The sequence below is a fragment of the Cerasibacillus terrae genome (assembly GCF_008039555.1).
GTDB classification, from domain to species: domain Bacteria; phylum Bacillota; class Bacilli; order Bacillales; family Amphibacillaceae; genus Cerasibacillus; species Cerasibacillus terrae.
In genome coordinates this window covers 1-20,184 of record NZ_VDUW01000009.1, presented here as the reverse complement: position 1 = coordinate 20,184, position 20,184 = coordinate 1, and the positions used below count along the sequence as shown (strand labels likewise).

Here is a 20,184-nt window from a genome sequence, read left to right as displayed (position 1 = left end):
TGAAGAAATACAGTTACTTAGACATAAGAACAACTGCCTTATCACCAAAATTACTTTTTAACTCAGATAAGCAAGCATCAGTTGGGTTCAAAAAAACATACTTTAATTGGTATGTTTTTTGTTTTCTTTCATGGTAAATCAGTACCGTTGCGTCTCCTGGATATTTTTTGGCAATTTTACGTATAAATTGGGCGGCTTTTTCTTCGTCAACGTCTTTTCTCCATTTAATAAATAAACGAGAAGAATAAGTTTGTATTAACTCGTCCTTAGATACCGGCTCTGCTTTATTGATAATCCACTGGAGTTGGTTATTACGTTGTTCAATTTTTCCTGTTATGTCTAGAACACTTTCTTCTCTTAACCAACGATTGATTTCACGATACATATCAGGAAATAAAACGGCATCCATTTCCTCTGTTTCATCTGCAATTGTAAGAAATGCCATTGGGTCTCCCCGCTTTGTGCGGATTTTTTTAATTGCCTGTGCGATAGCTATTGTTTTCATCTGCCGATTCCCAATAAACTTTGGAGTTTCTTGTAATGTTATATATCCTTTATTTGCTAATTGTGGGCGAACCTTTTTAAATGGATGCTCTGATACATACATGCCAAGTAACTCTTTTTCATCATATAATTTCTTAAAGGGACTAAAATCTTCCATGTTTACATACTCTTCTGCTGCTTTCATCTGTTCTGGGAATAAACTTGGTTGTTCCCGAAATTCCTTGAATAATTCACCTTGTACGATTGCTTTATCAATCGTTGCCAATAAACTAGCACGATTGGCATGTATTTCGTCAAAAGCACCAGCCATAATTAATGTTTCTAAGAGAGAACGTTTTAATATTTTATTTGGTATTCGCAAGCAAAAATCAAATAACCCTTTAAACGGTATCCCCTTTCGTGTCTGAATGATTTCTTTAATAGTTTGTATGCCTATCCCTTTGATTGCTAATAATCCCATTCGAATATTACCATTCTCTACTGTATAGTTTGTAAAGCTATGATTAATGGATGGCGGAAGAATTTGTAATTGAAATGACTTCATTTCTTTTATATATGGTAATAATTTCTCTTGTTGGTTCCCTATAGTACTTAAAACTTCTGCGAAAAAAGATGCTGGATAATGTGCTTTCAAATAGGCTAATTGATATGAAATTTTACTATATGCGACAGCATGGCTCTTCGGAAAACCATAATTGGAAAATCTTACTATCCACGCAAACAGTTTCTCCCCTATTTCTTTTGTATATCCATTAGCCATACATCCATGGATAAATTTCTCTTTTTGACTTTGAATCAACTCTTCTTTTTTCTTACTAACTGCTCGGCGTAAAATATCTGCCTCTCCTAATGTAAAACCAGCTATTTGATGGGCGATTTGCATGATTTGTTCTTGATAAATTAATACGCCATACGTTTCTTTTAATATCGATTGTAAATCTGTATGTGGATAGACCGTTTTTTCTTCCCCATGTTTTCTTTTAATATAGGTAGGAATAAAATCCATCGGACCAGGACGGTATAACGCATTAACAGCTACAATATCCGAAAAAGCAGTTGGTTTTAAGTTTTTTAAAACCTGTTTCATTCCTTGTGATTCCAATTGAAATACACCATTTGTTAAACCTCTTTGTAAGATTTGAAACGTTTTTTTATCATCTATCGGAATATCTTTCAAAGAAATAGATTGGTTTTCTACTTGTGCAATCGAATTGACTATTTGTTCTAATACAGACAAATTACGCAGGCCTAAAAAGTCAAATTTTAATAATCCAATTGCTTCCAATTGATCCATTGCATATTGTGTAAGAGATGTTTCATTGGTACCGATTGTAAGTGGTACATGATTGGTTAAAGGTTCATCACTAATAACCACACCTGCAGCATGTGTCGAAATATGCCTTGGTAAGCCTTCTAATTTTACAGCAATCGAAAATAACAATTTAATGGATGGTGACTGACGAATCGCTTCTTTTAATTCACTTGATTCTCCGATAATTTTCCGTAAAGATTGCCTATTTTGTAATGGTATATATTGTAAAATAAATGCTGCATCATGTGAATCTATTCCTAACGTTTTTAATAATTCTCGAATTAATGATCTCGGGGCAAATGTTCCAAAAGTAATAATTTGTGCTACATGATCATATCCATATTTATTTCGCACATAGTCAATTACTTCATCTCGGCGATGATCAGAAAAGTCAACATCAATATCTGGCATGGAAATTCTTTCGGGATTTAAAAAACGTTCAAATAATAAATGATGTTCTAAAGGATCCACTTCTGTAATATCTAGAATATATGCAATCAAAGACCCTGCTGATGACCCACGACCAGGCCCTACAAAGATATTTTTCCCTTTTGCATATTTAATAAAATCCCATACAATGAGAAAATAATCGCTATATCCCATCGAATCAATTGTCTTCAATTCTTTTTCAAAACGTTTTCGGACAAAATCTGTTATAATCGGATATTTCTGTTGTAATTGTTCTTCACATAGTCTTCGTAAATAAGATGTGGAATCCTCTTCATCAGGTACAGGATAAGATGGTAATTTCCTCGTTGAAAAATCAATTTCCACCTGACACTGTTCCTGAATATGCTTTGTTTCTAAAAGCACTTCTGGCCAGTCTGAAAATAACTGTTCCATTTCTGTAGAAGAGCGTAAATATTTATTTCGATCTTCTTCTCTAATATATTGCGATTTCCACTTTTCCCCTTTAGCCATTGTTTGAAAGCAACTAAATGCTTTTATACCTGTATTATCTAAATAACGAACATCCTGAATAGCAACAGCCATACAAGGATATGCGTCTTGGTAGTGTTTAACCATTTGATTCAATCTATATTCTGTTCCAATTCCATGGTCTTGAACACCAAGATAGAATGAATTTTCTTCAAAAATAGCTGTCCATATATTTAACATTTCTTCTACTTTTTTAAAATCAGGAGTTAACAAGGGTTCCGCAAAAGAACTTCCAAACACCGGTAAAATCCCAATTAATCCCCCTGTAAATTCCATTAACTCTTCTTTTGTAATCGTCTTTTCTTCTTTGGTTTGTATTTTTGTACTTAAAGCGATGAGTTGTTCATAGCCAGTATTATTTTTTGCTAGGACAATACATGGCTCTTTTATATTTGTAGAAGCAACATGAATGACCATTCCAATAATTGGTTGAATTCCTGCTTTTTTACATGCTTTATAAAAAGGGATAGCCCCATACAAGACTGACTCATCTGTTAATGCTAATGCATCGAACTGGAGCTTTTTTGCTTGTTCTACAAGTTTATCGATGGTGATTGTACTATTCATTAAACTATAACCACTTCTAATTTGAAGATGTGTAAAAGACATCTATCATCCCTGCCTTTTCTTTCTCTATATCTATTATAACTAATTTTAATTTAAACTGTATATTATCACGTAATAACCTGTCCAATTCCTTCATACAATGGAACTAGAAGTTTTATAAGGGAGTGTTTCATGTGGAAGAGCGTTTTTTTGTTTCCTTTATTCAATGTTTCTTTATTGCCTTTGGTGTCATTGTTGGAGGCAGTGTCATTGGAAGTATTGGTTCTTTTGCAACAGGTGAACCTCCTTTTAATGCCATTAGTGAAATAGCAAGGAAACTAAGAATTTGGGCAATAGTATCAGCAATTGGTGGAACTTTTGATGCTATCGCTAATTTTGAAAAAGCACTTGATGGCCCATCAGTGGATATGGTTAAACAAATTCTCCTTATTATATCTGCGATGGGTGGAGTTAAAGCGGGAATGCTTTTAATGAGTTGGATTATTCAAGAGGATGTTGGATAATGCATATACCACCATTTTTCAAAAGAAAATCATGGCAGTACTTTTTTGTTGGAACAGTCCTCGGTGGGATTATCGCTTATTTAATTTTTATTTTTATGTATGGGGTCATGTATGAAGAACTATTAGAGGAAAACACATCATTAAAATCCGAATTAACAGATGTTCAAAAGCAAAACAAGGCATTACTTGATCGAAATGAAGATTTAGAAAAACCAAGTTTTATTGAAGAAATTGATATCCAAATTACAAATCCAAAAGAATTAAAATTAGATAAACTGCTTAACCACCAATTAGTTGATTTGATGAAAGAAGAGTTAGATTCAATCCTCGGGAAGCCAATTCAACATATATCAGAAAGTGATGATTTATTAATTGCAACAATTGAAAACAAAACGTACACAATCCATGATTTCACATATACATTTGAAGTGAAGAAATTAATTGTTGCAAGACGCTTAAAAATACAAGTGAAAGCAGAATTAGAAAAATAAAAAAATGGTCTATTCTCTATACCCTTTGCATATAATGATGTTATGGAAAGGAGTTTTTGCTATGCTTGTTATTCCAATTCGTCGTATTTGTGATGCGAAAATGAAACAAATCATGGACGGCTACACTGCTTATAGTGAATCAAAACAGGTGATTAATAAACTGAAAAAAGAAATCGAACAAAGAAACATACCAGTTATATTCGATTATACGAACAAAGGATGCTATATAACTCCAATAAAAAACAAGGAGGCCTAATTTAAAAGGCGAATCTGTACCCCCTATAAAAGGAGTACAGGTGCCTTTACCTCCATTTTTTTTACTGTTTTACTTCTTCCTTATATTGCTGGCACGCCTTTTCAATATCTTCTTTTACATATGAAGCTTCTTCCCATTTATAAATGCTTGCACCGGATGCAAGTGGGTGTCCTCCACCATTATATTTTGCTGCTATCTTATTAATCACTGGACCTTTCGAACGGAGACGAACTCGAATTTGTTCCTCTTCTTCCACAAAAATTGCCCAAGCTAAGATACCATCAATATCTCCTAATGTCCCCACAATTTGACTCGTTTCTAAAGCAGTCACTCCGAAATATTCCAGATCATCTATTGTTAATTTGACAAAGCTCGCTCCGGTCTCGTTCTTTGTAAAGTTTTGTAAAATATGCCCTTTAAGCCTAGCAATATTTTCTCCTACACGATACAAGCCATCATACAATGCTTGGCGATCAAAGTCATATTGGATAAGTTCGGTTGCATAGGTAAATGTTTTGGCTGTTGTACTTGGAAATAGGAAACGACCTGTATCCCCTACAATTCCTGCATACAATAGACGAGCCGCATTCTTTGTCATACGGAATCCATGGGACTTTGCATGTAAAAACCATTCATAAATTAATTCACAAGTCGAACTAGATGTCGTATCCACCCATCTGATATCTCCATATGGATCGACATTTGGATGATGGTCTATTTTGATAATTTTATCTCCTAGTGTGTACCTCTGATCATCGATTCTTTCGGTATTTGCTGTATCACATACAATAATTAATGCCTCTTTGAAAGTATCGTCCGATATCTTATCCATTTTCGCCAAAAAGCTATAGGCTGGGTCATCTGTACCTACTGCATATACCTTTTTATCTGGGAAAGAATACTGAATAATTTCCTTTAGTGCGCCTTGTGAACCTAAGGCATCTGGATCCGGTCTAACATGACGATGAATAATAATTTTGTCATATGTTTGGATTAGTTCTGTAATTTTATCTAAATGCATATATACATCTCCTCGAATAAAATACTTGTTTTATATTTTTTCGTACATCCATACCATCTTTGTTAAATCACTTGTATATTTCAATAACTAATTTTCTTTCTGGCATATCATGTAAAAAGACGTTACAATATAAAATAGATATGTTTAAATTAAAGTTTGACATAGGAGTAGATGATATGGGTGTTATTTTTCCAATATTAATTGTTGTGTCGCTAGTATTATATATATATTATAAGGTAGCTATACTAAAAACGAAAGATGGATTAACACAAAAATATTTTAATGGAAGATCTCATTCTTGCTTAGGTATTTTCATTTTTGCATTCGGTATCAATCAATACTTATTCTATGAAACAAAAATTTCTCTTTTCATAGGAATCATCTTCCTTCTCATTGGAGGGGCACAAACCATTCATGGTTTTAAGGTTTCCAAGCATTATCAAAATGAATGGAAAAGACTTCATCCAGAGGGAAAATAGAAAATATTGTAACTTTTATTTTAATGTAAGACAAATAGCACAGCAAGAGAACGTTTATAAAGTAATCAATCGAGTATAAAATTTTATAGATTTTATACTCGATTTTTTCTTGATATGGATTGGGGGCTTTTTTAGAATGAAATATTTCTTTAAACTGAACGGGCTCAGTATTCTCTATGCTCTTATGATTTTCATTCCACTCGAACTTATGATTAATGTTTATAGAATTAGCAGAATAACAAATTGGAATATAGGTACTGTAAATATGTTAACCGGAATAACAATTATTGTTGAATTTATAGTTGGTACAATCCTTCTCTTTTTCCTAACAAAAAAGTGGATGAAAGGTCGAAAATCGAGTTTTGGGACGGCTATTCTTTGGATTCCATATTTTGTGCTATTTGTTTACATCCTCGCCTCTCTATTTCCAGTAACATATGAAGGAGATGTTCCTAGCTCTGCAACAGGTCTTCTTGCTATAGGAGCATTAATTGCATTTCCTTTTTATGTTTTAATAGTCAATTCAATGGGTATTACGAGTAAGCGAAATAAATAAAAAGTAGGCAAGTTTAAAAAAATGTATGAAAAAAAGCAGAGTATATCAACATATGCTCTGCATTTTTTACTTCTTAGATATTTGATCCATCATCATGACTGATTTTCTTGTGAAATCCCAAAAACGGGGACATTGCGACTTTATCGTATTTATCGATTCATCACTTGGGCCATTACTAACACTTTTCCTACGAGTTTTCCTTCATTAAAAACATCGACATCTATTTTAGCGTATAATCTTCCTGCATCTAATAATTTTGGTTTTAGTTCAATTTCACTATCAATTGGGACAGGCTTTAAGAAAAAGACTGATAAGTTTTCAACAACAAGTTCCCCTTTTTGTAATGAATTTAATAATCTACTTGCCGCCTCAGTTACAAGTGAAATAAATACACCATTTGATAAGGTACCTAGTTGATTGGTCATTTGTGGGACAACTTTCGTTTGATAAACAAGTTCTTTCCCTGATGTTTGTAAATTTTTCGAAACCATATCTTCTATAGTTTCTCCTATTTGTGGTTGGCGTTGTATTTGTTGTAATGCCTTAATTACATCTTGTCGCGAAACAATTCCTTGTAATTTGTTTGTATCATCAACGACAGGAAGTAGCTGAATTCCCTCCCAAACCATCATATGTGCTACATATGCAAGTGATGTCTTCTCTTGAACAACCAATGGCTCTTTTGTCATCACTTTTTCTAATAAAAGCTTTTCATCATTTCCGATAATGTCTTTCGACGTTACCATCCCAACTACCCGGTTATTACCATCCAACACAGGAAAACGTGTATGTTCTGTTTCTTCATTTAAATCAAACCAACTTGAAACAAAATCTTTTGCATATAAAAAATGCGATTCTTCATATGGCGTGTAAATATCTCCTACAAAGACAATTTCCTTTTTGATCAATTGGTCATAAATCGCTCTGTTAATCATGGATGCAACGGTAAATGTATCATAACTTGTCGATAAGACTGGTAATTCTTTCTCATCTGCTAAACGCTTAATTTCCTCTGTTGTATCAAATCCACCAGTAATAAGAACTGCTGCACCATCCCGTAATGCAAGTTTTTGCGCATCAGCTCGATTACCGACAATTAATAGTGAATCTTGCTCTGTATATCGAGCCATTGCATCCAATTGCATTGCTCCGATAACAAATTTATTTAATTTTTTATGTAGGCCATCTCGTCCACCAAGGACCTGACCATCTACAATATTAATAACCTCAGCAAAAGTAAGTTGTTCAAAATATTCCTTTCGCTTTTTTTCAATTCGAATCGTTCCAACACGTTCAATCGTACTTACTAGGCCTTGATTTTCTGCCTCTTTAATCGCACGATAAGCAGTTCCTTCACTAACATCAAGTGTACGTGCGATTTTCCGAACAGAAATTTTCTCCCCTACAGGCAGAGAAGTAATATGTTGAATGATTTTTTCATGTTTTGTCATTGTCATAAAAAACCACCGACTTTCAACTGTACTATTCAACACTCTATCTTTAATTATACAGTTGAAGCGGTGAAAGCTCAATGTTTATAAACTTGACGTTCTCTTATCTGTTCCTGTTCCATTACAGGTGGGTCAGTTAATTGTAAAAGGGTAGCTAAGTTTCCTCCAATCACTAGTAATAAAAATCCCAACCAAGCTCCCCAAAAGATAAATTCTACTTGGGATGAAGCTACCGGTATAAGTGGCCAGGCAAAATATAAGAAAAAACCAGCTAGTAATAGACGTAAGATTGCGTAATGACGCATGGAATCATCTCCTTTTTAGAAATCATTATATTAATTAATATATGAAAAGATGATCCATTTAATGATTGTCTGTTTCTCGAACGGGAGTTTTTATAAAGATTGGCCCTGTATTTGTTTCTGAATTTCCGGGTCCATAGTCTGGAGATTCGACTAAAAAAGGACCACCATAACTAATGGATCCATTTCCTGCTAACTTTAAAGACTTGGCAACGACCATTCCATGAAGATGTCCACCTGTTTGAACAAAGTGTGCATTAGGAGCAAAAATAAGTGAATTATGATTTTGTTTAGCCGGGTTCATTGTAATTTCATTGGCATCCGTGAGTAGATTTCCATTAAAAACCGTTTCATTCTTTAAATCTATGTTATCTTGATAAACATATAAATCTAAAGGAACATCATTTTTATTTATTTCACTGTGTTGAACAGAAAAATCCCCTACAACATAAAGAGTCAATTTTCCTTTGCCGGTTATTATCAAGTTTGCATGATGTAATGATAAATTGTTTACGACCATTATTATATTCTTACCATCAGTTTCAATATAAATGTTTTTATGTTTTTCTTCTAAATTTGGATAATTCGTATTTTCTGTAGTTTTTTTTAGCTTACCTTCGACTAATTTATAATAATTAGTAGGAATAGGAGGAAGTTCATAATAATCAGGAAAATTATCTTTCACATTTTCATGAATAGTTCCATTTACGTAATCACTATCAATATCTAGATAGCCCTTCGAACCAATAGATCCTTCCACTTTCTTACCATCACTTTTATTATTATTGTTGTCTATTATAATATCACCTTCTGTGAAAATCGCTAAATTCGGTAAGTCAAAAGGTTCACCAGATTTAGATAACCACTCTACTTTAAAATTTTGTTCCACTGTCCTCTTTTGATTACCAATCTTTCCTGTAGAGGTAATTTTGTATGTTCCTTTTTCTTCTTCTAACCATTCTAAAGATAGTTCTGCTGTTGGTTGCTCACCTTTTACCGGATCAAATTCATCGTATAATAAATCCATTTCATTTATTTTTACAACTAATTGCTGATAAAATGCTCTTTCATTAGTGGTTTCTTCATATACATCCGCAATCTGCTCTTTAATTTCTGCCATTTTAACGGTCATACCTGCTTCTGCAATGTAAAAAGCAGATTTTTCCTGTTGATCTATCGAAGACATTTTCATTGAATTACTTGCTAATGGGATTAACGTCATACCAATACCAGCAACAAGAACAATGACTAATAAGACTCCAACTAAAGCAAACCCAGCGTTATTTACATATTTCTGTTTCAGCTTCCTCATCACAGTCAGCTCCTCGAATCATAATCATCGTTTCTACTTTTTTGTTTGTTTGACTTATTAATGATAACGAAAATTTATCTTCCTCTAGTTCAACGGTAAATGACGTTATATCCTTACTAATCGGAACACCATTTTTTTCTAAGGTTTTACTGTGTTCAATAAATTCATAGGCCTGTTGATTTACTTCGACTTTATTTTCCGAAACAATAGGCTTTTCTGTTGCTTTCCGTACGTCTTTTAAAATCATTTGACTGACATACGTTACATCAAATAATTCTTCCGTATCTTCCGTTTGTGCACTGAACTGTTTTTGGGCAAACATCAAAAGAGAAGAAATAAAAATAATAATAATCGATAGAAGTACTGTCGTAGCTAAAATTTCAACGAGTGTTAGTCCTTTTTCATTTTGAAAAATAATATTTTTATTCATTGGAAATTTCCTTCCAAGTGAGCACATGTTGCATCATGGCATAGCTATTTTCATCTTGTTTATTTTCCACCTCAATAATTAATTTTGTTAAATATGGGGAGGACCCTTCTTCTGTTAATTTCAGGGTAATGTTAAAATCTGCCCATTCGGATTCATTTTCAGTATATCTTTTCCACACTTCCCAGCCTGCTTCTTCACCAACTTTATGATATTTTCTCAATGCTTTTTTGCGATCATCCAACTGAAAGTTTTTACTTTCGGATAAAATGTTTTCCATTTCTGTTTGTGCAATATGTGTCGCATCAACTGTTTGTTTAGATATTTGATTCATTTTCGCTGACTGATTTAAAAAGTTCATAAAAAAAGTTAATAATATCATTAAGAGAACAATAGAGGCTACGACTTCCACAAGTGTTAAGCCTTTTTCATCTTGTTTGAATGGTTCGAGCTTCATTGATCTCCTCCTCTCTAGAAACATAGAGATTTACTTTTCATAATAAAACGTCATTAATTGAATCTTAAAAACCACTTCCTCTATTGGTTCTTCTGCCCGAACTAACTCTTGTTCTGCTGGTTTTTCAAATTCCAATGTACTAACAATGGTTAGTCTTTCTTCCTTTTCAATCTCTGTTAAAAACTGTTGGAAATGATCATAATCAGGTGCGGCTACTTCCATATCAATTATAATCGGCTGTAATGCTTCAGGTTTATTGCTGATATCGATTGCTGGTTCAATATCTTCTTTCGTACTCTCATCAGAAGATTCTTCCGTACTTGTTTCCGTTTCTTCTGTTTCATCTCCAGTCTTATCTACCCCTGTTTCTGGAATACTTCCAACATACGAAAAATCCATTTTTATAATGCGATTGGAACTGATTGCTTCCATCTTTTCAAATTTTAATAGTAACTCATCTAACTCTTTTGATTCTGGGAGCTTTTTATCATATGTATATTTTTCTGGGTCGAATGTATCTTCATCCTTTGTATCAGCCAATTCCTGTTGCAATTGTGAAATCGTTGTGTTTACGCCTTCAGAAGAGTTTTCTGTATTCCTTTTTTGCGCGAAAATAGGCTGTAATACAATAAAATACAGAATAATTAATAGAATAAATAGCAAAGTTATTAATATGAAAAAAATTCGCTTATTCTCTTGAAAAAGGTTATACATCTTCCGCTACCTCCTTTTTGATTGCTTGTAAGTCCAAGACGAGAGAGTAGCTCACATCATATCTTGGAATCGTTTCAAATGAATATACCCCCTGTTCCTCTTCATCATTTAATTCTTCAGTTGAAATTGTTTCTATCTCTTCAATTGCTACTTCTTTTATAAAATTGGATTTGACCAATTCTTCTGTATAAAGTGATACATCATTTAGTGTTTCAAACTGTGTTTGTAATTCAGCAGTTTCAAAGTTAAATTTATATTCACTTAAATAAGCATGTTTTGGTAGTAAGTCCAAAAGTTCTTCAATAAAATGAGATGTTGGGATGATGAAGTGCTCGACATAACGAATCGATTCACCAACATCATCTTCTTCAACAGAAGATTGATCTAGCTTTGTTTCTAATGCCGTCTTTTCCATTTCTAATTGTTCATATTGTTGTTCTGCTAATTTTAAATCACTAGATGTTTTAAAATAAAAGTAAGCAAATAATCCATATAATAATAGACAAATAATGGCACTGATAAGAAATATGTAATAGGAAGTTCTTCCTTCTTTCTCTCTTTTTGGGAGTAAATTAATCTCTGGGAGCATCGATTCTTTCCCCTTTCAGTGCTAATCCCAAAACAGGTATAAACCGAATATCTACTTCTTTATCATGGGATTCAGACATATATGCTTGTAATAATTTAACTGGAATATCATATTGTTCTTTTAATTTCGTTACAATTTTTTCAATGTCAGGGTAATCACCATGAACAATAATTTCATCAACCTTTTTTTCGCCTTTGTATAATGAATAACGGTAAAAATCCATAATCCTTCCGAGCTCTGTAATGTGATCTCCTAATTCACCTAACAAAGTATCTGTTTTCTCATGGTATTCCCAAGTTAGTAGGTTGGAATTTTTATTCGTTATTTTCCATACACTAGTTTGTATATCTAAATATTGATGCCTAATAAATTCCGGAATATGGTGATGAAAAATACTCAAATGATAAGAGGTTAAATTCATCTCGAAAAATAATGACACAACATCTTTTTTCCTTTCATATAGATGGAAAAAATATCGATAAACCCCTAGTGGCTCAATATCTACTGCTTCAGGGCGTAAGGAAACATCTGCAAATATCGTCATGTATTTATTGATTTCTTCTTCTGGTGCTGCAAATAAAACACCTCTTTTTTGTTGTTCATTCGTTTCTACTTCCTTATGCCCTTCAACTTTCGGAACAAACACATCAAATAAAGCCTCTTGAAAAGGAAGGTGAATGGACTTACCAATCTCTGTATAAAAATACTCATGTAATCCTTCTCCAATTAATTCTTCTGGAATTGTTACATGACGCATAATCACAAGCGAATTGGGTACATAGAATCGAACAGGATGCCGACGTAATCCCATTTCCCGAATCAATTCTTTCATCCATTCATAAAACTTCATTTCATCGATGATTTTCCCGTGTTCAATTAACCCTAATGGTACTTCTCGTTCTTCTAACAATTTTATGGATTCTAAATTATTTCCTTTACTGACCGCTATTCGGATCACATAATCATCTAGTACGATATTTACCATTCGCTTTGACTTTGAAAATAAAAACATGTTGTCACCTTCCTTGAAATATGTAATTCGTTTTGTTGTAATTACATTTGCATCCATATTTCTATCAATTGATTCAATTCATTGGAAAAGAAATAAACAACCAGTACGGCAAGACCAATAAATGGGCCAAAAGGAATCGGTTGCTTTCGTTGTAACTTTTTTTGCCCCATTTGTATGACACCATAAATCAATCCAAATAGCGAAGCGAGAAATAAGGTAAAGAAGACTCCCTTCATACCTACGAAAAGCCCAAAGACAAAGAATAACTTAACATCTCCGCCACCCATTCCACCTTTACTTACAACCATGATGATAAAAAGGAGAAGAAAACCAAACATTGCTCCAAGATAGCCATCCCACCATGGTTCCGTTGGGATGAAAAAACGAATAATTAGCATTAAAGTTCCGAAAAAAAGCAACACTTTATTTGGGATAATCATTTTCTCTATATCAGATATCGTAATAATCACAACAAGAGAAATAAGCAATAAAGCAATAAGCAACTCCTTTGACCATCCCACCATTAGTGGTGAAATCGTAAAAAGAGTAGCAGTTGCAAGTTCAAATAAAGGATATTTGATTGAAATTTTTGTTTGGCAATTTTTACAACGACCTCGTTGAAAAACATAGGAAAAAACCGGGATTAATTCCCAGACTGTTAATTGATGATTACATTGTGGACAATGCGAACGTGGTGTAATAATGGATTCTTCATTTGCCAGACGAACCCCGACAACATTATAAAAAGAGCCTAATATGAGACCGAAGATAAATAGATAACTATAAAACAAAATTTCCATTCGCATGACATCCTTTCCTATTGCTAAGCTTGAATAATGGGCCCGGCGCTCAGTGGCGCCGGGATGCAGGTATTTATTTCTCTTTCTTTTTAATACACACTTTGCGACCTTCTTTGTTTAATTCTGACTCAGTTTTATTACCCATATCACATTTTTCACTGACATTAAAACCAGAAATAGTGAACTCGTCACCATCTTTAGTTACTATTACATCTTCTGAATTATTAATACTGTCATATTCATTTTTCTTCCAAGGACTTTGCATTGTTCCTATTAAACCATGTTCTTCACTTTGTAGTGTTTGAAGAGTAACCTTCTTATTTTCCATACCTATAGTCGAATCATACATTTTGGCTGCAGAAATAATTTGCTGTGCATTCGCTACGTGCGCATCCTTCTTAGAATTCTCAATTACATTCCCAATCAACACAAATGCAATTGCTGCTACAATTGCTAGAATTACAACTACTGCTAGTAACTCAACTAACGTCAAACCTTTTTGATTTTTTTTCGATTCGTTCATCCATTTTTTTAACATATAAGTTCTTTCCTCCTCATTTTAGTAAAATAATAATTATGATACCAACTGACATTTCGGCGATTTCCGAGTGGCATCACCTCCTAAAATGTTATTTTCCTGTTATTGCATTTCCGTAAATACAGTAAACATCGGAATCATAATGGATAAAACAATGAATCCAACGACAACTGCGAGTGTTACAATCATGAGTGGTTCGATAAGAGATTGCAGGGAATCTACTGTTCTATCGACATCATCTTCATAAAAATCAGCAATTTTTTCTAACATATAATCAAGTGAACCAGTTTGTTCTCCGATGGCGGTCATTTGCGAAACAAGTGGTGGGAAGACCCAACTTTTTTCAAATGGTTCGGATAGTGGGCTACCTTTTTCTAAATTTGCTTTCGCCTCGTTTACTACTTTTCCAATGACTGGATTACCTACGACTTTTTCAACGATAGCAAGTGCTTGTAAAATCGGTACGGAACTTACGAATAGGGATGATAATGTTCTTGTCATCCGGGCAATCGATGCTTTTTGCAATAGCTTACCGAATATTGGCATTTTTAATAAAAATACATGGATACTATAATGAAATACTTTATTATTTTTATAAAAGAACAAAAATGCTGTAACGGATAGAATAAGAACGAGTAAACCAAGCCACCATAAATTCTGGATAAATTCACTCATTGATACAACCAATCTTGTAATTGCCGGCAATTCCCCTTCGAATTGTTCAAACATATCGACAAAGTTTGGAACAATTGATAGCATCATGAAGATGACGACACCGACAATTAAAACGAGAAGAATAATGGGGTATGTCATGGTAGACTGGACTTTTTTCTTTAATTTATATTGTTTTTCATAGTACTTTGCTAGTCTATCCAGTGATTCATCTAAACTACCTGTCATTTCTCCAGCGCGAATCATATTAACAAACAGGGCAGGGAAAACTTTTGGATACTTTTCTGTTACATCGGAATAAGATTGACCTTCACGAATATCTTCTTCCACTTCTATGAGCGTCTTTCGTAATGCTTTACTTTCGGTTTGTGCAGCAAGAATATGAGTTGATTCGACAATCGAAACCCCAGCACGAATTAATGTTGCAAATTGGCGACAATAAATAACGAAGTCACGGTTTTTTACAGAATTTCCACCGATTGACAAATCTTTATTGAAAATCGTTGCTTTTGTTTCTTTTATTTCTCTTAAACTAATCTCTTTTTTCTTCAGTTCAGCAATTGCCTCATTACGGGATTTACTTTCAATTGTCCCTCTTTTCAATGCACCTTTTTTATTCCGACCTGTATATTTAAAAACTGCCATTACACGTCACCCACATGATTCAAATAGGCTGCAGCTGCTCTCATCTCAATCATCCCTGTTTGTAATAAATCACGAATAGACATTTCTAATGTGTGCATTCCTTGTATTCGGCTCGTCTGCATGACATTTTGAATCTGACTAATCTTTTCACTACGGATAAGATTCCCAATGGATGGTAAGTTAATTAAAATTTCTGTTGCTGCAATTCTTCCATTTCCACCTGTCCGTGGAAATAATCGCTGAGAAATTATTCCTTCCAATACATCTGCCAATTGAATTCGAATTTGGGCCTGTTGATGTGGTGGGAACACATCAATAATTCGGTTAATCGTCTGTGCTGCACTATTTGTATGTAGTGTTGCTAGAACGAGATGGCCTGTCTCAGCAGCAGTAATAGCTGTCGAAATCGTTTCTAAATCACGCATTTCTCCGACAAGAATAATATCTGGGTCTTGACGTAATGCTGCACGCAGTCCATTTGCAAATTTTTCTGTATCAGATCCAATTTCCCGTTGATGGACCATCGAATTTTGATGATGATGCACATATTCAATTGGGTCTTCCAATGTAATAATATGTTTTGCTTCTTGTTTGTTAATAAAATCAATCATCGCTGCGAGTGTCGTTGATTTCCCAGAACCTGTTGGACCTGTTACTAAAATGAGACCATGGGGCTTCCGTGCTAATTTTTCCAAAACGTTTGGCATATTTAATTCCTGAATCGTTGGAATCGTATCCGGAATAATCCGTGCTACAAACGTGACAGATTGCTTTTGGCGATAGATGTTTAACCTGAAACGTGCTACTTCTGAAATAGCATAGGAAGCATCTACCTCACCTTTTTCTAAGAAACTTTGCCAATCTACATCTGACAAAAGGGTTTTTGCCATTTTTTCCGTATCTTCTCCTGTTAAAGACACATCTCCATAGGCTTGTAATTTCCCGTCTATTCTTCTTATTGGAGGAGAATCTACGGTAATATGGACATCTGATGCTTTATCTAAAACTGCATTTTTCAGTATTTCATGAATATCGTAATACATAAATAAACACCTCTATTCCATGGAAGCAACGCGTAGTACTTCCTCTGTCGTTGTTAACCCATCAGCAACTTTCATCAATCCATCATCTAATAAAAATTTCATCCCAGTTTCTTTTGCGTATTCCCGGATTTTACTAGCACTGACAGATTGCATAATTAATTTACGTAAGGAATCATCAATAACTAGTACTTCATGGATAGCCATTCGTCCGCGGTAACCCGTCATATTACAACTCGGACAACCGGGACCACGCTTTACCGTATGTACATGGAGTCCCCGTTCTTCAAATATCTCTTTTTCTCTTTCAGTCGGTTCTACTTCTCTACTACAATCACGGCACACTCTTCGGACAAGCCGTTGGGCTACTACACCTGATAAGGATGATGTAATTAAAAATGGTTCAATTCCCATATCTGTTAGTCTAGTTAAAGCTGCTGCAGCACTGTTTGTATGTAATGTACTTAGTACGAGATGTCCAGTTAATGAGGCACGAACAGATATTTCGGCTGTTTCTAAATCACGGATTTCCCCAATCATGACGATATCCGGGTCTTGACGTAAAATAGAACGTAAACCAGTCGCAAAAGTCATCCCAATTTGTTCATTTACTTGGACTTGATTAATTCCTGCCAATTGATACTCAACCGGATCTTCTACCGTAATAATGTTGACATCATCTGAATTTAATTCATTTAAAGCTGCATATAGTGTAGATGATTTTCCTGAACCAGTAGGACCTGTAATAAGCACTATTCCATTTGGTTGTTGAATCATCGAACGAAACTTATGTAGATTTTCTTCATGAAATCCTACCTTTCCCAATTGGTCTAGTGCATTGCTTAAATCTAATATACGCATTACGATTTTTTCACCATGCAACGCTGGCAAGGAGGAAAGTCTTATATCAATTGGTTTAAAATCAATTTGCATCTTCATTCGTCCATCTTGCGGAAGACGGGTTTCTGTTATATTCAAGTTTCCCATGATTTTGATTCTAGCGATAATTACATTTTGCATATGTTTTGGTAAAGAACGTTCGGTACGCATTACACCATCTACACGGTAACGTATTCTTAATTCTGTCTCTTGTGGATCAATATGTATATCACTTGCTCGTTGGGCAACCGCATTTGCAATAATTTGGTTGACTAATCGAACAATCGGTGAATCATCATCCGCAATATCGGTATCATCAATTTTTTCATTAGGAGCTAATTCACCCATTACTTCTTCTAATGATTCTTGTAAATCATAGTATTTTGTAATTGCTTGAAATATAGCATCCTTTGTTGCTATCGCTGGAACGATTTGATGCCCGGTTGCCATTCTCAATTCTTCCATGGCAAAATAATCCATTGGATCTGCCATTGCGACAAATAATTTATTATCTTCTATGCGAATCGGTAAAGCATGATGGTGTTTGGCCATTTCAGGTGGAACAAGTTGAATTGCCTCTTGCTCAATTGGATATTGCGAAATATTAATATGCGGAATTCCAAGTTGAAACTCCAGTACTTCTATTAATTGTTGTTCGGTGATATAACCTTCTTTTAACAATGCATCACCTAGTTTTTCTTCGGATGATTTTTCTAATAGGGTTTGTTCTAATTGTTTTTCGGTAATGTAACTAGATTGAACAAGTAAATCCCCGAGTCGTATTCTAGGCATTATTGTTTCACCTCTTCCGTTTGCTGTTCTATTTCTGGTATATTTTTTTCCAAATCCATTTCAGGAACTTCAGATAAATCGGCAAAAAAATTAAGAACCATGAATGTAAATAGTAATTGATTTAATTCCTCATTATCCTCATCACAAATGTCCCATGGTAATTCAGTTTTTTCCTTTTTTGGGCCGTCTGTTTTCTTTTTTTCTTTCTCTTTTTTACAGTATTCCTTTTTGAACGATTCAAACAGTTTTTTTTCTAATTGTTTCTCTGTTTCACCTATGATTTTTTCATAATCATCAGCCTGTATATTTTTCTGTGTATTATTATGATTGTCTTGATTTATTTCTGATTGTTCTTCTTCCTGTTCTTCGTTTTTTTCTATGTCATTGTTTTGTTCCTCAACATTTTCATTTGATTGATCTACAAGCGTCTTATTGGATGTCAAAATAACTTTAGGTGATGATGGATAATACGCACGTTTCATTAATTCTCCATCAATAAATCCACCATTTTTTGAATATGTATAACGGTACACATCTACTTTTTCTCCTGGTTTTCCAGATTCCAAGATAATTTCTTCATCTGCCATTAAATCCCGGCTATAACGATAGATTGTTTTTGGGTTTACTTTCTTAGTATCTTTTAGTTTGTATTTATAGGTATATTCTGATGTAACTGATTGCAAAGAAAGAATTAATTTTTCTCCATCAACTTTTGCATCGACAATATATGAGAAATGATTTGGATTATAAATGAGTAAGTCTTGGGCCTTTTCAGGGTTTACTGTTGCTTCGACACCTGGCTTCCCATAGCTAGGAACAGATTGTTGGGAATGCTTTTCTAGTACATTCACATTTGTTTGTAAAAATAATGAATAAAAAGCTGTTGCAAAAAAGTCAACTTCCTTTTCTGAGGTTGTAAATTGTTCTGGTAGATGAACAGACTCAAGAAAAGAAAATGTTTGTTCTATGGGGATTGATACGCCTGTAACAGAATCAGCCATGTACTTCATATCTGTTTTAGATAATTTTTTTATCGGAATACTAATTTCTGCAACAGTTTGTAAATCATTCTCAGGTTCTGATTGATAAGCAATTTTCACATGTTGTGTTCCAAGATTTTCAACAACCGTCTTGATATATCCTATTGTTTTTTCTTTATCGATACGATCTGGCCATTCCTCGAATAATGCATCCTTGTCTTTGATAGAGACATGAATAGGTAAGAGGATGTTTTGTTTTCTTCTAAAAAAGCGTGACCAATGGCGCTTTGTTTGCTGTTTCATTTCTGTTAAAGTCGCATCAAGATCGAATTGAAACGAAGATCTTGGAATACTAATTTGCTCTAAATCACTTTTTGCTATAATGGGATCACCAGCTAGCCATGCATCCAATTCTGTTTGTAATTTTTCCTTTGCTTCTTCCGTCGTTAATCCAGATAGTTCTACATTCGCGATAGAGGAACCAGATGTTATTTTTGTTGTTGCATATATATTTGCTTGCGGAATCATTACGATTAAAAGAAATAAGAATATAAAAAGAAACCATTTTTTCATTTTCATTGTTCATCCCGCCTTTAATGATTCAAAATTGGAAATTTATAATTTATTATTTTTTCCATATAAAGGGCATTTTTTGTTTTAGTCATTAAAAAAACCTCTACATAACAAAAATTGTTCATGTAAAGGTCGGTTGCACCACCAGCTCCATACGGTGTAGGTGCCCAATTTTATACCGTATATCCAAGCTTCCCTTTTTATTTAAATATGACTTACTTCATTAATATAGTAAAATAGTACCATTCACTAGCATTGCATAAAAATAGTTAAAAAATTCTGTAAACATGTTTCCGAAAATTTTTGCCAAAAAGTCAATGTCCAACTAAAGGTGGCCCTGTTCATTTTTTGAAAATTATACAATTAACACGCA

General features: G+C 34.0%; 21 protein-coding genes and 1 riboswitch. Of the genes, 5 read left to right on the top strand and 16 right to left on the bottom strand.

Translation table 11 applies throughout. The features are described from left to right. Window positions 1-13: 13 nt before the first annotated feature. Window positions 14-3,364 (bottom strand): DNA polymerase III subunit alpha, encoded by a 3,351-nt coding sequence (dnaE, locus tag FHP05_RS11835; RefSeq protein WP_147668500.1) that lies wholly within the window; start codon window positions 3,362-3,364, stop codon window positions 14-16. Between the two features lie 131 nt (window positions 3,365-3,495). Between dnaE and FHP05_RS11830 the strand changes: the two genes are divergently transcribed. The 3 genes from FHP05_RS11830 to FHP05_RS11820 all read left to right on the top strand — a co-directional run bounded on the left by FHP05_RS11830 (window position 3,496) and on the right by FHP05_RS11820 (window position 4,572). Further along, window positions 3,496-3,825: a YtrH family sporulation protein gene (locus FHP05_RS11830; RefSeq protein ID WP_147668498.1), complete on the top strand. Its 330-nt coding sequence runs from the start codon at window positions 3,496-3,498 to the stop codon at window positions 3,823-3,825. Beyond that, complete coding sequence (gene ytrI / locus FHP05_RS11825) at window positions 3,825-4,316, top strand: sporulation membrane protein YtrI (protein ID WP_147668496.1); 492 nt, start codon at window positions 3,825-3,827, stop codon at window positions 4,314-4,316. Before FHP05_RS11830 ends, ytrI begins: the two co-directional genes overlap by 1 nt. Before the next feature lie 61 nt (window positions 4,317-4,377). Beyond that, window positions 4,378-4,572 carry a hypothetical protein gene (locus FHP05_RS11820; protein WP_147668494.1) on the top strand — a complete coding sequence of 65 codons (195 nt, stop codon included), beginning with the start codon at window positions 4,378-4,380 and terminating at the stop codon, window positions 4,570-4,572. Window positions 4,573-4,633: 61 nt separating this feature from the next. Here the strand turns inward: FHP05_RS11820 and FHP05_RS11815 are convergent, their stop codons facing one another. After that, window positions 4,634-5,593 carry a DHH family phosphoesterase gene (locus FHP05_RS11815; RefSeq protein ID WP_147668492.1) on the bottom strand — a complete coding sequence of 320 codons (960 nt, stop codon included), beginning with the start codon at window positions 5,591-5,593 and terminating at the stop codon, window positions 4,634-4,636. Between the two features lie 176 nt (window positions 5,594-5,769). Between FHP05_RS11815 and FHP05_RS11810 the strand changes: the two genes are divergently transcribed. Together FHP05_RS11810 and FHP05_RS11805 are read left to right on the top strand one after the other, a co-directional pair. After that, on the top strand, window positions 5,770-6,072 hold the full coding sequence (locus tag FHP05_RS11810; RefSeq protein ID WP_147668490.1) for a YtpI family protein: 303 nt from the start codon (window positions 5,770-5,772) through the stop codon (window positions 6,070-6,072). A 136-nt stretch (window positions 6,073-6,208) separates the two neighbouring features. Continuing rightward, window positions 6,209-6,628: a hypothetical protein gene (locus tag FHP05_RS11805; RefSeq protein ID WP_147668488.1), complete on the top strand. Its 420-nt coding sequence runs from the start codon at window positions 6,209-6,211 to the stop codon at window positions 6,626-6,628. A 149-nt stretch (window positions 6,629-6,777) separates the two neighbouring features. On the opposite strand, the gene FHP05_RS11800 is transcribed toward FHP05_RS11805, so the two are convergent. The 14 genes from FHP05_RS11800 to FHP05_RS11735 all read right to left on the bottom strand — a co-directional run bounded on the left by FHP05_RS11800 (window position 6,778) and on the right by FHP05_RS11735 (window position 19,817). After that, entirely contained in the window at window positions 6,778-8,085 is a 1,308-nt protein-coding gene (locus FHP05_RS11800) for a DRTGG domain-containing protein (protein WP_147668486.1), read from the bottom strand. A 71-nt stretch (window positions 8,086-8,156) separates the two neighbouring features. Beyond that, the gene (locus tag FHP05_RS11795; protein ID WP_147668484.1) at window positions 8,157-8,384 is read right to left on the bottom strand and encodes a hypothetical protein; all 228 of its coding nucleotides are present in this window, start codon (window positions 8,382-8,384) and stop codon (window positions 8,157-8,159) included. 58 nt (window positions 8,385-8,442) lie between these two features. Next, window positions 8,443-9,693: a PilX N-terminal domain-containing pilus assembly protein gene (locus FHP05_RS11790; protein WP_147668482.1), complete on the bottom strand. Its 1,251-nt coding sequence runs from the start codon at window positions 9,691-9,693 to the stop codon at window positions 8,443-8,445. After that, the gene (locus tag FHP05_RS11785; protein WP_147668481.1) at window positions 9,662-10,123 is read right to left on the bottom strand and encodes a hypothetical protein; all 462 of its coding nucleotides are present in this window, start codon (window positions 10,121-10,123) and stop codon (window positions 9,662-9,664) included. The genes FHP05_RS11790 and FHP05_RS11785 overlap by 32 nt, the downstream gene beginning before the upstream one ends. Then, complete coding sequence (locus FHP05_RS11780; RefSeq protein WP_191126338.1) at window positions 10,116-10,577, bottom strand: type IV pilus modification PilV family protein; 462 nt, start codon at window positions 10,575-10,577, stop codon at window positions 10,116-10,118. Before FHP05_RS11780 ends, FHP05_RS11785 begins: the two co-directional genes overlap by 8 nt. A gap of 30 nt (window positions 10,578-10,607) precedes the next feature. Further along, window positions 10,608-11,291, bottom strand: coding sequence for a hypothetical protein (locus FHP05_RS11775; protein WP_147668477.1), 684 nt, complete (start codon window positions 11,289-11,291; stop codon window positions 10,608-10,610). After that, window positions 11,284-11,880, bottom strand: a complete 597-nt coding sequence (locus tag FHP05_RS11770; protein WP_147668475.1) for a PilN domain-containing protein — start codon at window positions 11,878-11,880, stop codon at window positions 11,284-11,286. The genes FHP05_RS11775 and FHP05_RS11770 overlap by 8 nt, the downstream gene beginning before the upstream one ends. Next, window positions 11,864-12,892, bottom strand: coding sequence for a type IV pilus biogenesis protein PilM (gene pilM, locus FHP05_RS11765; protein ID WP_191126337.1), 1,029 nt, complete (start codon window positions 12,890-12,892; stop codon window positions 11,864-11,866). The genes FHP05_RS11770 and pilM overlap by 17 nt, the downstream gene beginning before the upstream one ends. Before the next feature lie 41 nt (window positions 12,893-12,933). Then, a complete protein-coding gene (locus FHP05_RS11760) occupies window positions 12,934-13,698 on the bottom strand; it encodes a prepilin peptidase (protein ID WP_330998091.1) in 765 nt (254 codons plus the stop codon). Window positions 13,699-13,765: 67 nt separating this feature from the next. Beyond that, window positions 13,766-14,230, bottom strand: a complete 465-nt coding sequence (locus tag FHP05_RS11755) for a type II secretion system protein (RefSeq protein WP_147668471.1) — start codon at window positions 14,228-14,230, stop codon at window positions 13,766-13,768. A 102-nt stretch (window positions 14,231-14,332) separates the two neighbouring features. Continuing rightward, window positions 14,333-15,547 carry a type II secretion system F family protein gene (locus FHP05_RS11750; RefSeq protein WP_147668469.1) on the bottom strand — a complete coding sequence of 405 codons (1,215 nt, stop codon included), beginning with the start codon at window positions 15,545-15,547 and terminating at the stop codon, window positions 14,333-14,335. Then, window positions 15,547-16,590 (bottom strand): type IV pilus twitching motility protein PilT, encoded by a 1,044-nt coding sequence (locus FHP05_RS11745; RefSeq protein WP_147668467.1) that lies wholly within the window; start codon window positions 16,588-16,590, stop codon window positions 15,547-15,549. The genes FHP05_RS11750 and FHP05_RS11745 overlap by 1 nt, the downstream gene beginning before the upstream one ends. A gap of 12 nt (window positions 16,591-16,602) precedes the next feature. Next, the gene (gspE, locus tag FHP05_RS11740) at window positions 16,603-18,258 is read right to left on the bottom strand and encodes a type II secretion system ATPase GspE (protein ID WP_147668465.1); all 1,656 of its coding nucleotides are present in this window, start codon (window positions 18,256-18,258) and stop codon (window positions 16,603-16,605) included. After that, window positions 18,258-19,817, bottom strand: coding sequence for a G5 domain-containing protein (locus FHP05_RS11735; RefSeq protein WP_147668463.1), 1,560 nt, complete (start codon window positions 19,815-19,817; stop codon window positions 18,258-18,260). The genes gspE and FHP05_RS11735 overlap by 1 nt, the downstream gene beginning before the upstream one ends. 115 nt (window positions 19,818-19,932) lie before the next feature. Further along, a riboswitch (cyclic di-GMP riboswitch) is annotated at window positions 19,933-20,016 on the bottom strand. Between the last annotated feature and the right edge of the window lie 168 nt (window positions 20,017-20,184).

Bases quoted from the DNA above. Each gene is read 5' to 3' on its own strand.
- FHP05_RS11770 (WP_147668475.1), bottom strand. From the start codon at position 11,880: ATGCTCCCAGAGATTAATTTACTCCCAAAAAGAGAGAAAGAAGGAAGA.
- FHP05_RS11790 (WP_147668482.1), bottom strand. From the start codon at position 9,693: ATGAGGAAGCTGAAACAGAAATATGTAAATAACGCTGGGTTTGCTTTA.
- FHP05_RS11750 (WP_147668469.1), bottom strand. From the start codon at position 15,547: ATGGCAGTTTTTAAATATACAGGTCGGAATAAAAAAGGTGCATTGAAA.
- FHP05_RS11760 (WP_330998091.1), bottom strand. From the start codon at position 13,698: ATGCGAATGGAAATTTTGTTTTATAGTTATCTATTTATCTTCGGTCTC.
- FHP05_RS11775 (WP_147668477.1), bottom strand. From the start codon at position 11,291: ATGTATAACCTTTTTCAAGAGAATAAGCGAATTTTTTTCATATTAATA.
- FHP05_RS11820 (WP_147668494.1), top strand. From the start codon at position 4,378: ATGCTTGTTATTCCAATTCGTCGTATTTGTGATGCGAAAATGAAACAA.
- ytrI (WP_147668496.1), top strand. From the start codon at position 3,825: ATGCATATACCACCATTTTTCAAAAGAAAATCATGGCAGTACTTTTTT.
- FHP05_RS11735 (WP_147668463.1), bottom strand. From the start codon at position 19,817: ATGAAAATGAAAAAATGGTTTCTTTTTATATTCTTATTTCTTTTAATC.
- FHP05_RS11815 (WP_147668492.1), bottom strand. From the start codon at position 5,593: ATGCATTTAGATAAAATTACAGAACTAATCCAAACATATGACAAAATT.
- gspE (WP_147668465.1), bottom strand. From the start codon at position 18,258: ATGCCTAGAATACGACTCGGGGATTTACTTGTTCAATCTAGTTACATT.
- FHP05_RS11745 (WP_147668467.1), bottom strand. From the start codon at position 16,590: ATGTATTACGATATTCATGAAATACTGAAAAATGCAGTTTTAGATAAA.
- FHP05_RS11780 (WP_191126338.1), bottom strand. From the start codon at position 10,577: ATGAAGCTCGAACCATTCAAACAAGATGAAAAAGGCTTAACACTTGTG.
- dnaE (WP_147668500.1), bottom strand. From the start codon at position 3,364: ATGTCTTTTACACATCTTCAAATTAGAAGTGGTTATAGTTTAATGAAT.
- FHP05_RS11785 (WP_147668481.1), bottom strand. From the start codon at position 10,123: ATGAATAAAAATATTATTTTTCAAAATGAAAAAGGACTAACACTCGTT.
- pilM (WP_191126337.1), bottom strand. From the start codon at position 12,892: ATGTTTTTATTTTCAAAGTCAAAGCGAATGGTAAATATCGTACTAGAT.
- FHP05_RS11755 (WP_147668471.1), bottom strand. From the start codon at position 14,230: ATGTTAAAAAAATGGATGAACGAATCGAAAAAAAATCAAAAAGGTTTG.
- FHP05_RS11795 (WP_147668484.1), bottom strand. From the start codon at position 8,384: ATGCGTCATTACGCAATCTTACGTCTATTACTAGCTGGTTTTTTCTTA.
- FHP05_RS11810 (WP_147668490.1), top strand. From the start codon at position 5,770: ATGGGTGTTATTTTTCCAATATTAATTGTTGTGTCGCTAGTATTATAT.
- FHP05_RS11805 (WP_147668488.1), top strand. From the start codon at position 6,209: ATGAAATATTTCTTTAAACTGAACGGGCTCAGTATTCTCTATGCTCTT.
- FHP05_RS11800 (WP_147668486.1), bottom strand. From the start codon at position 8,085: ATGACAATGACAAAACATGAAAAAATCATTCAACATATTACTTCTCTG.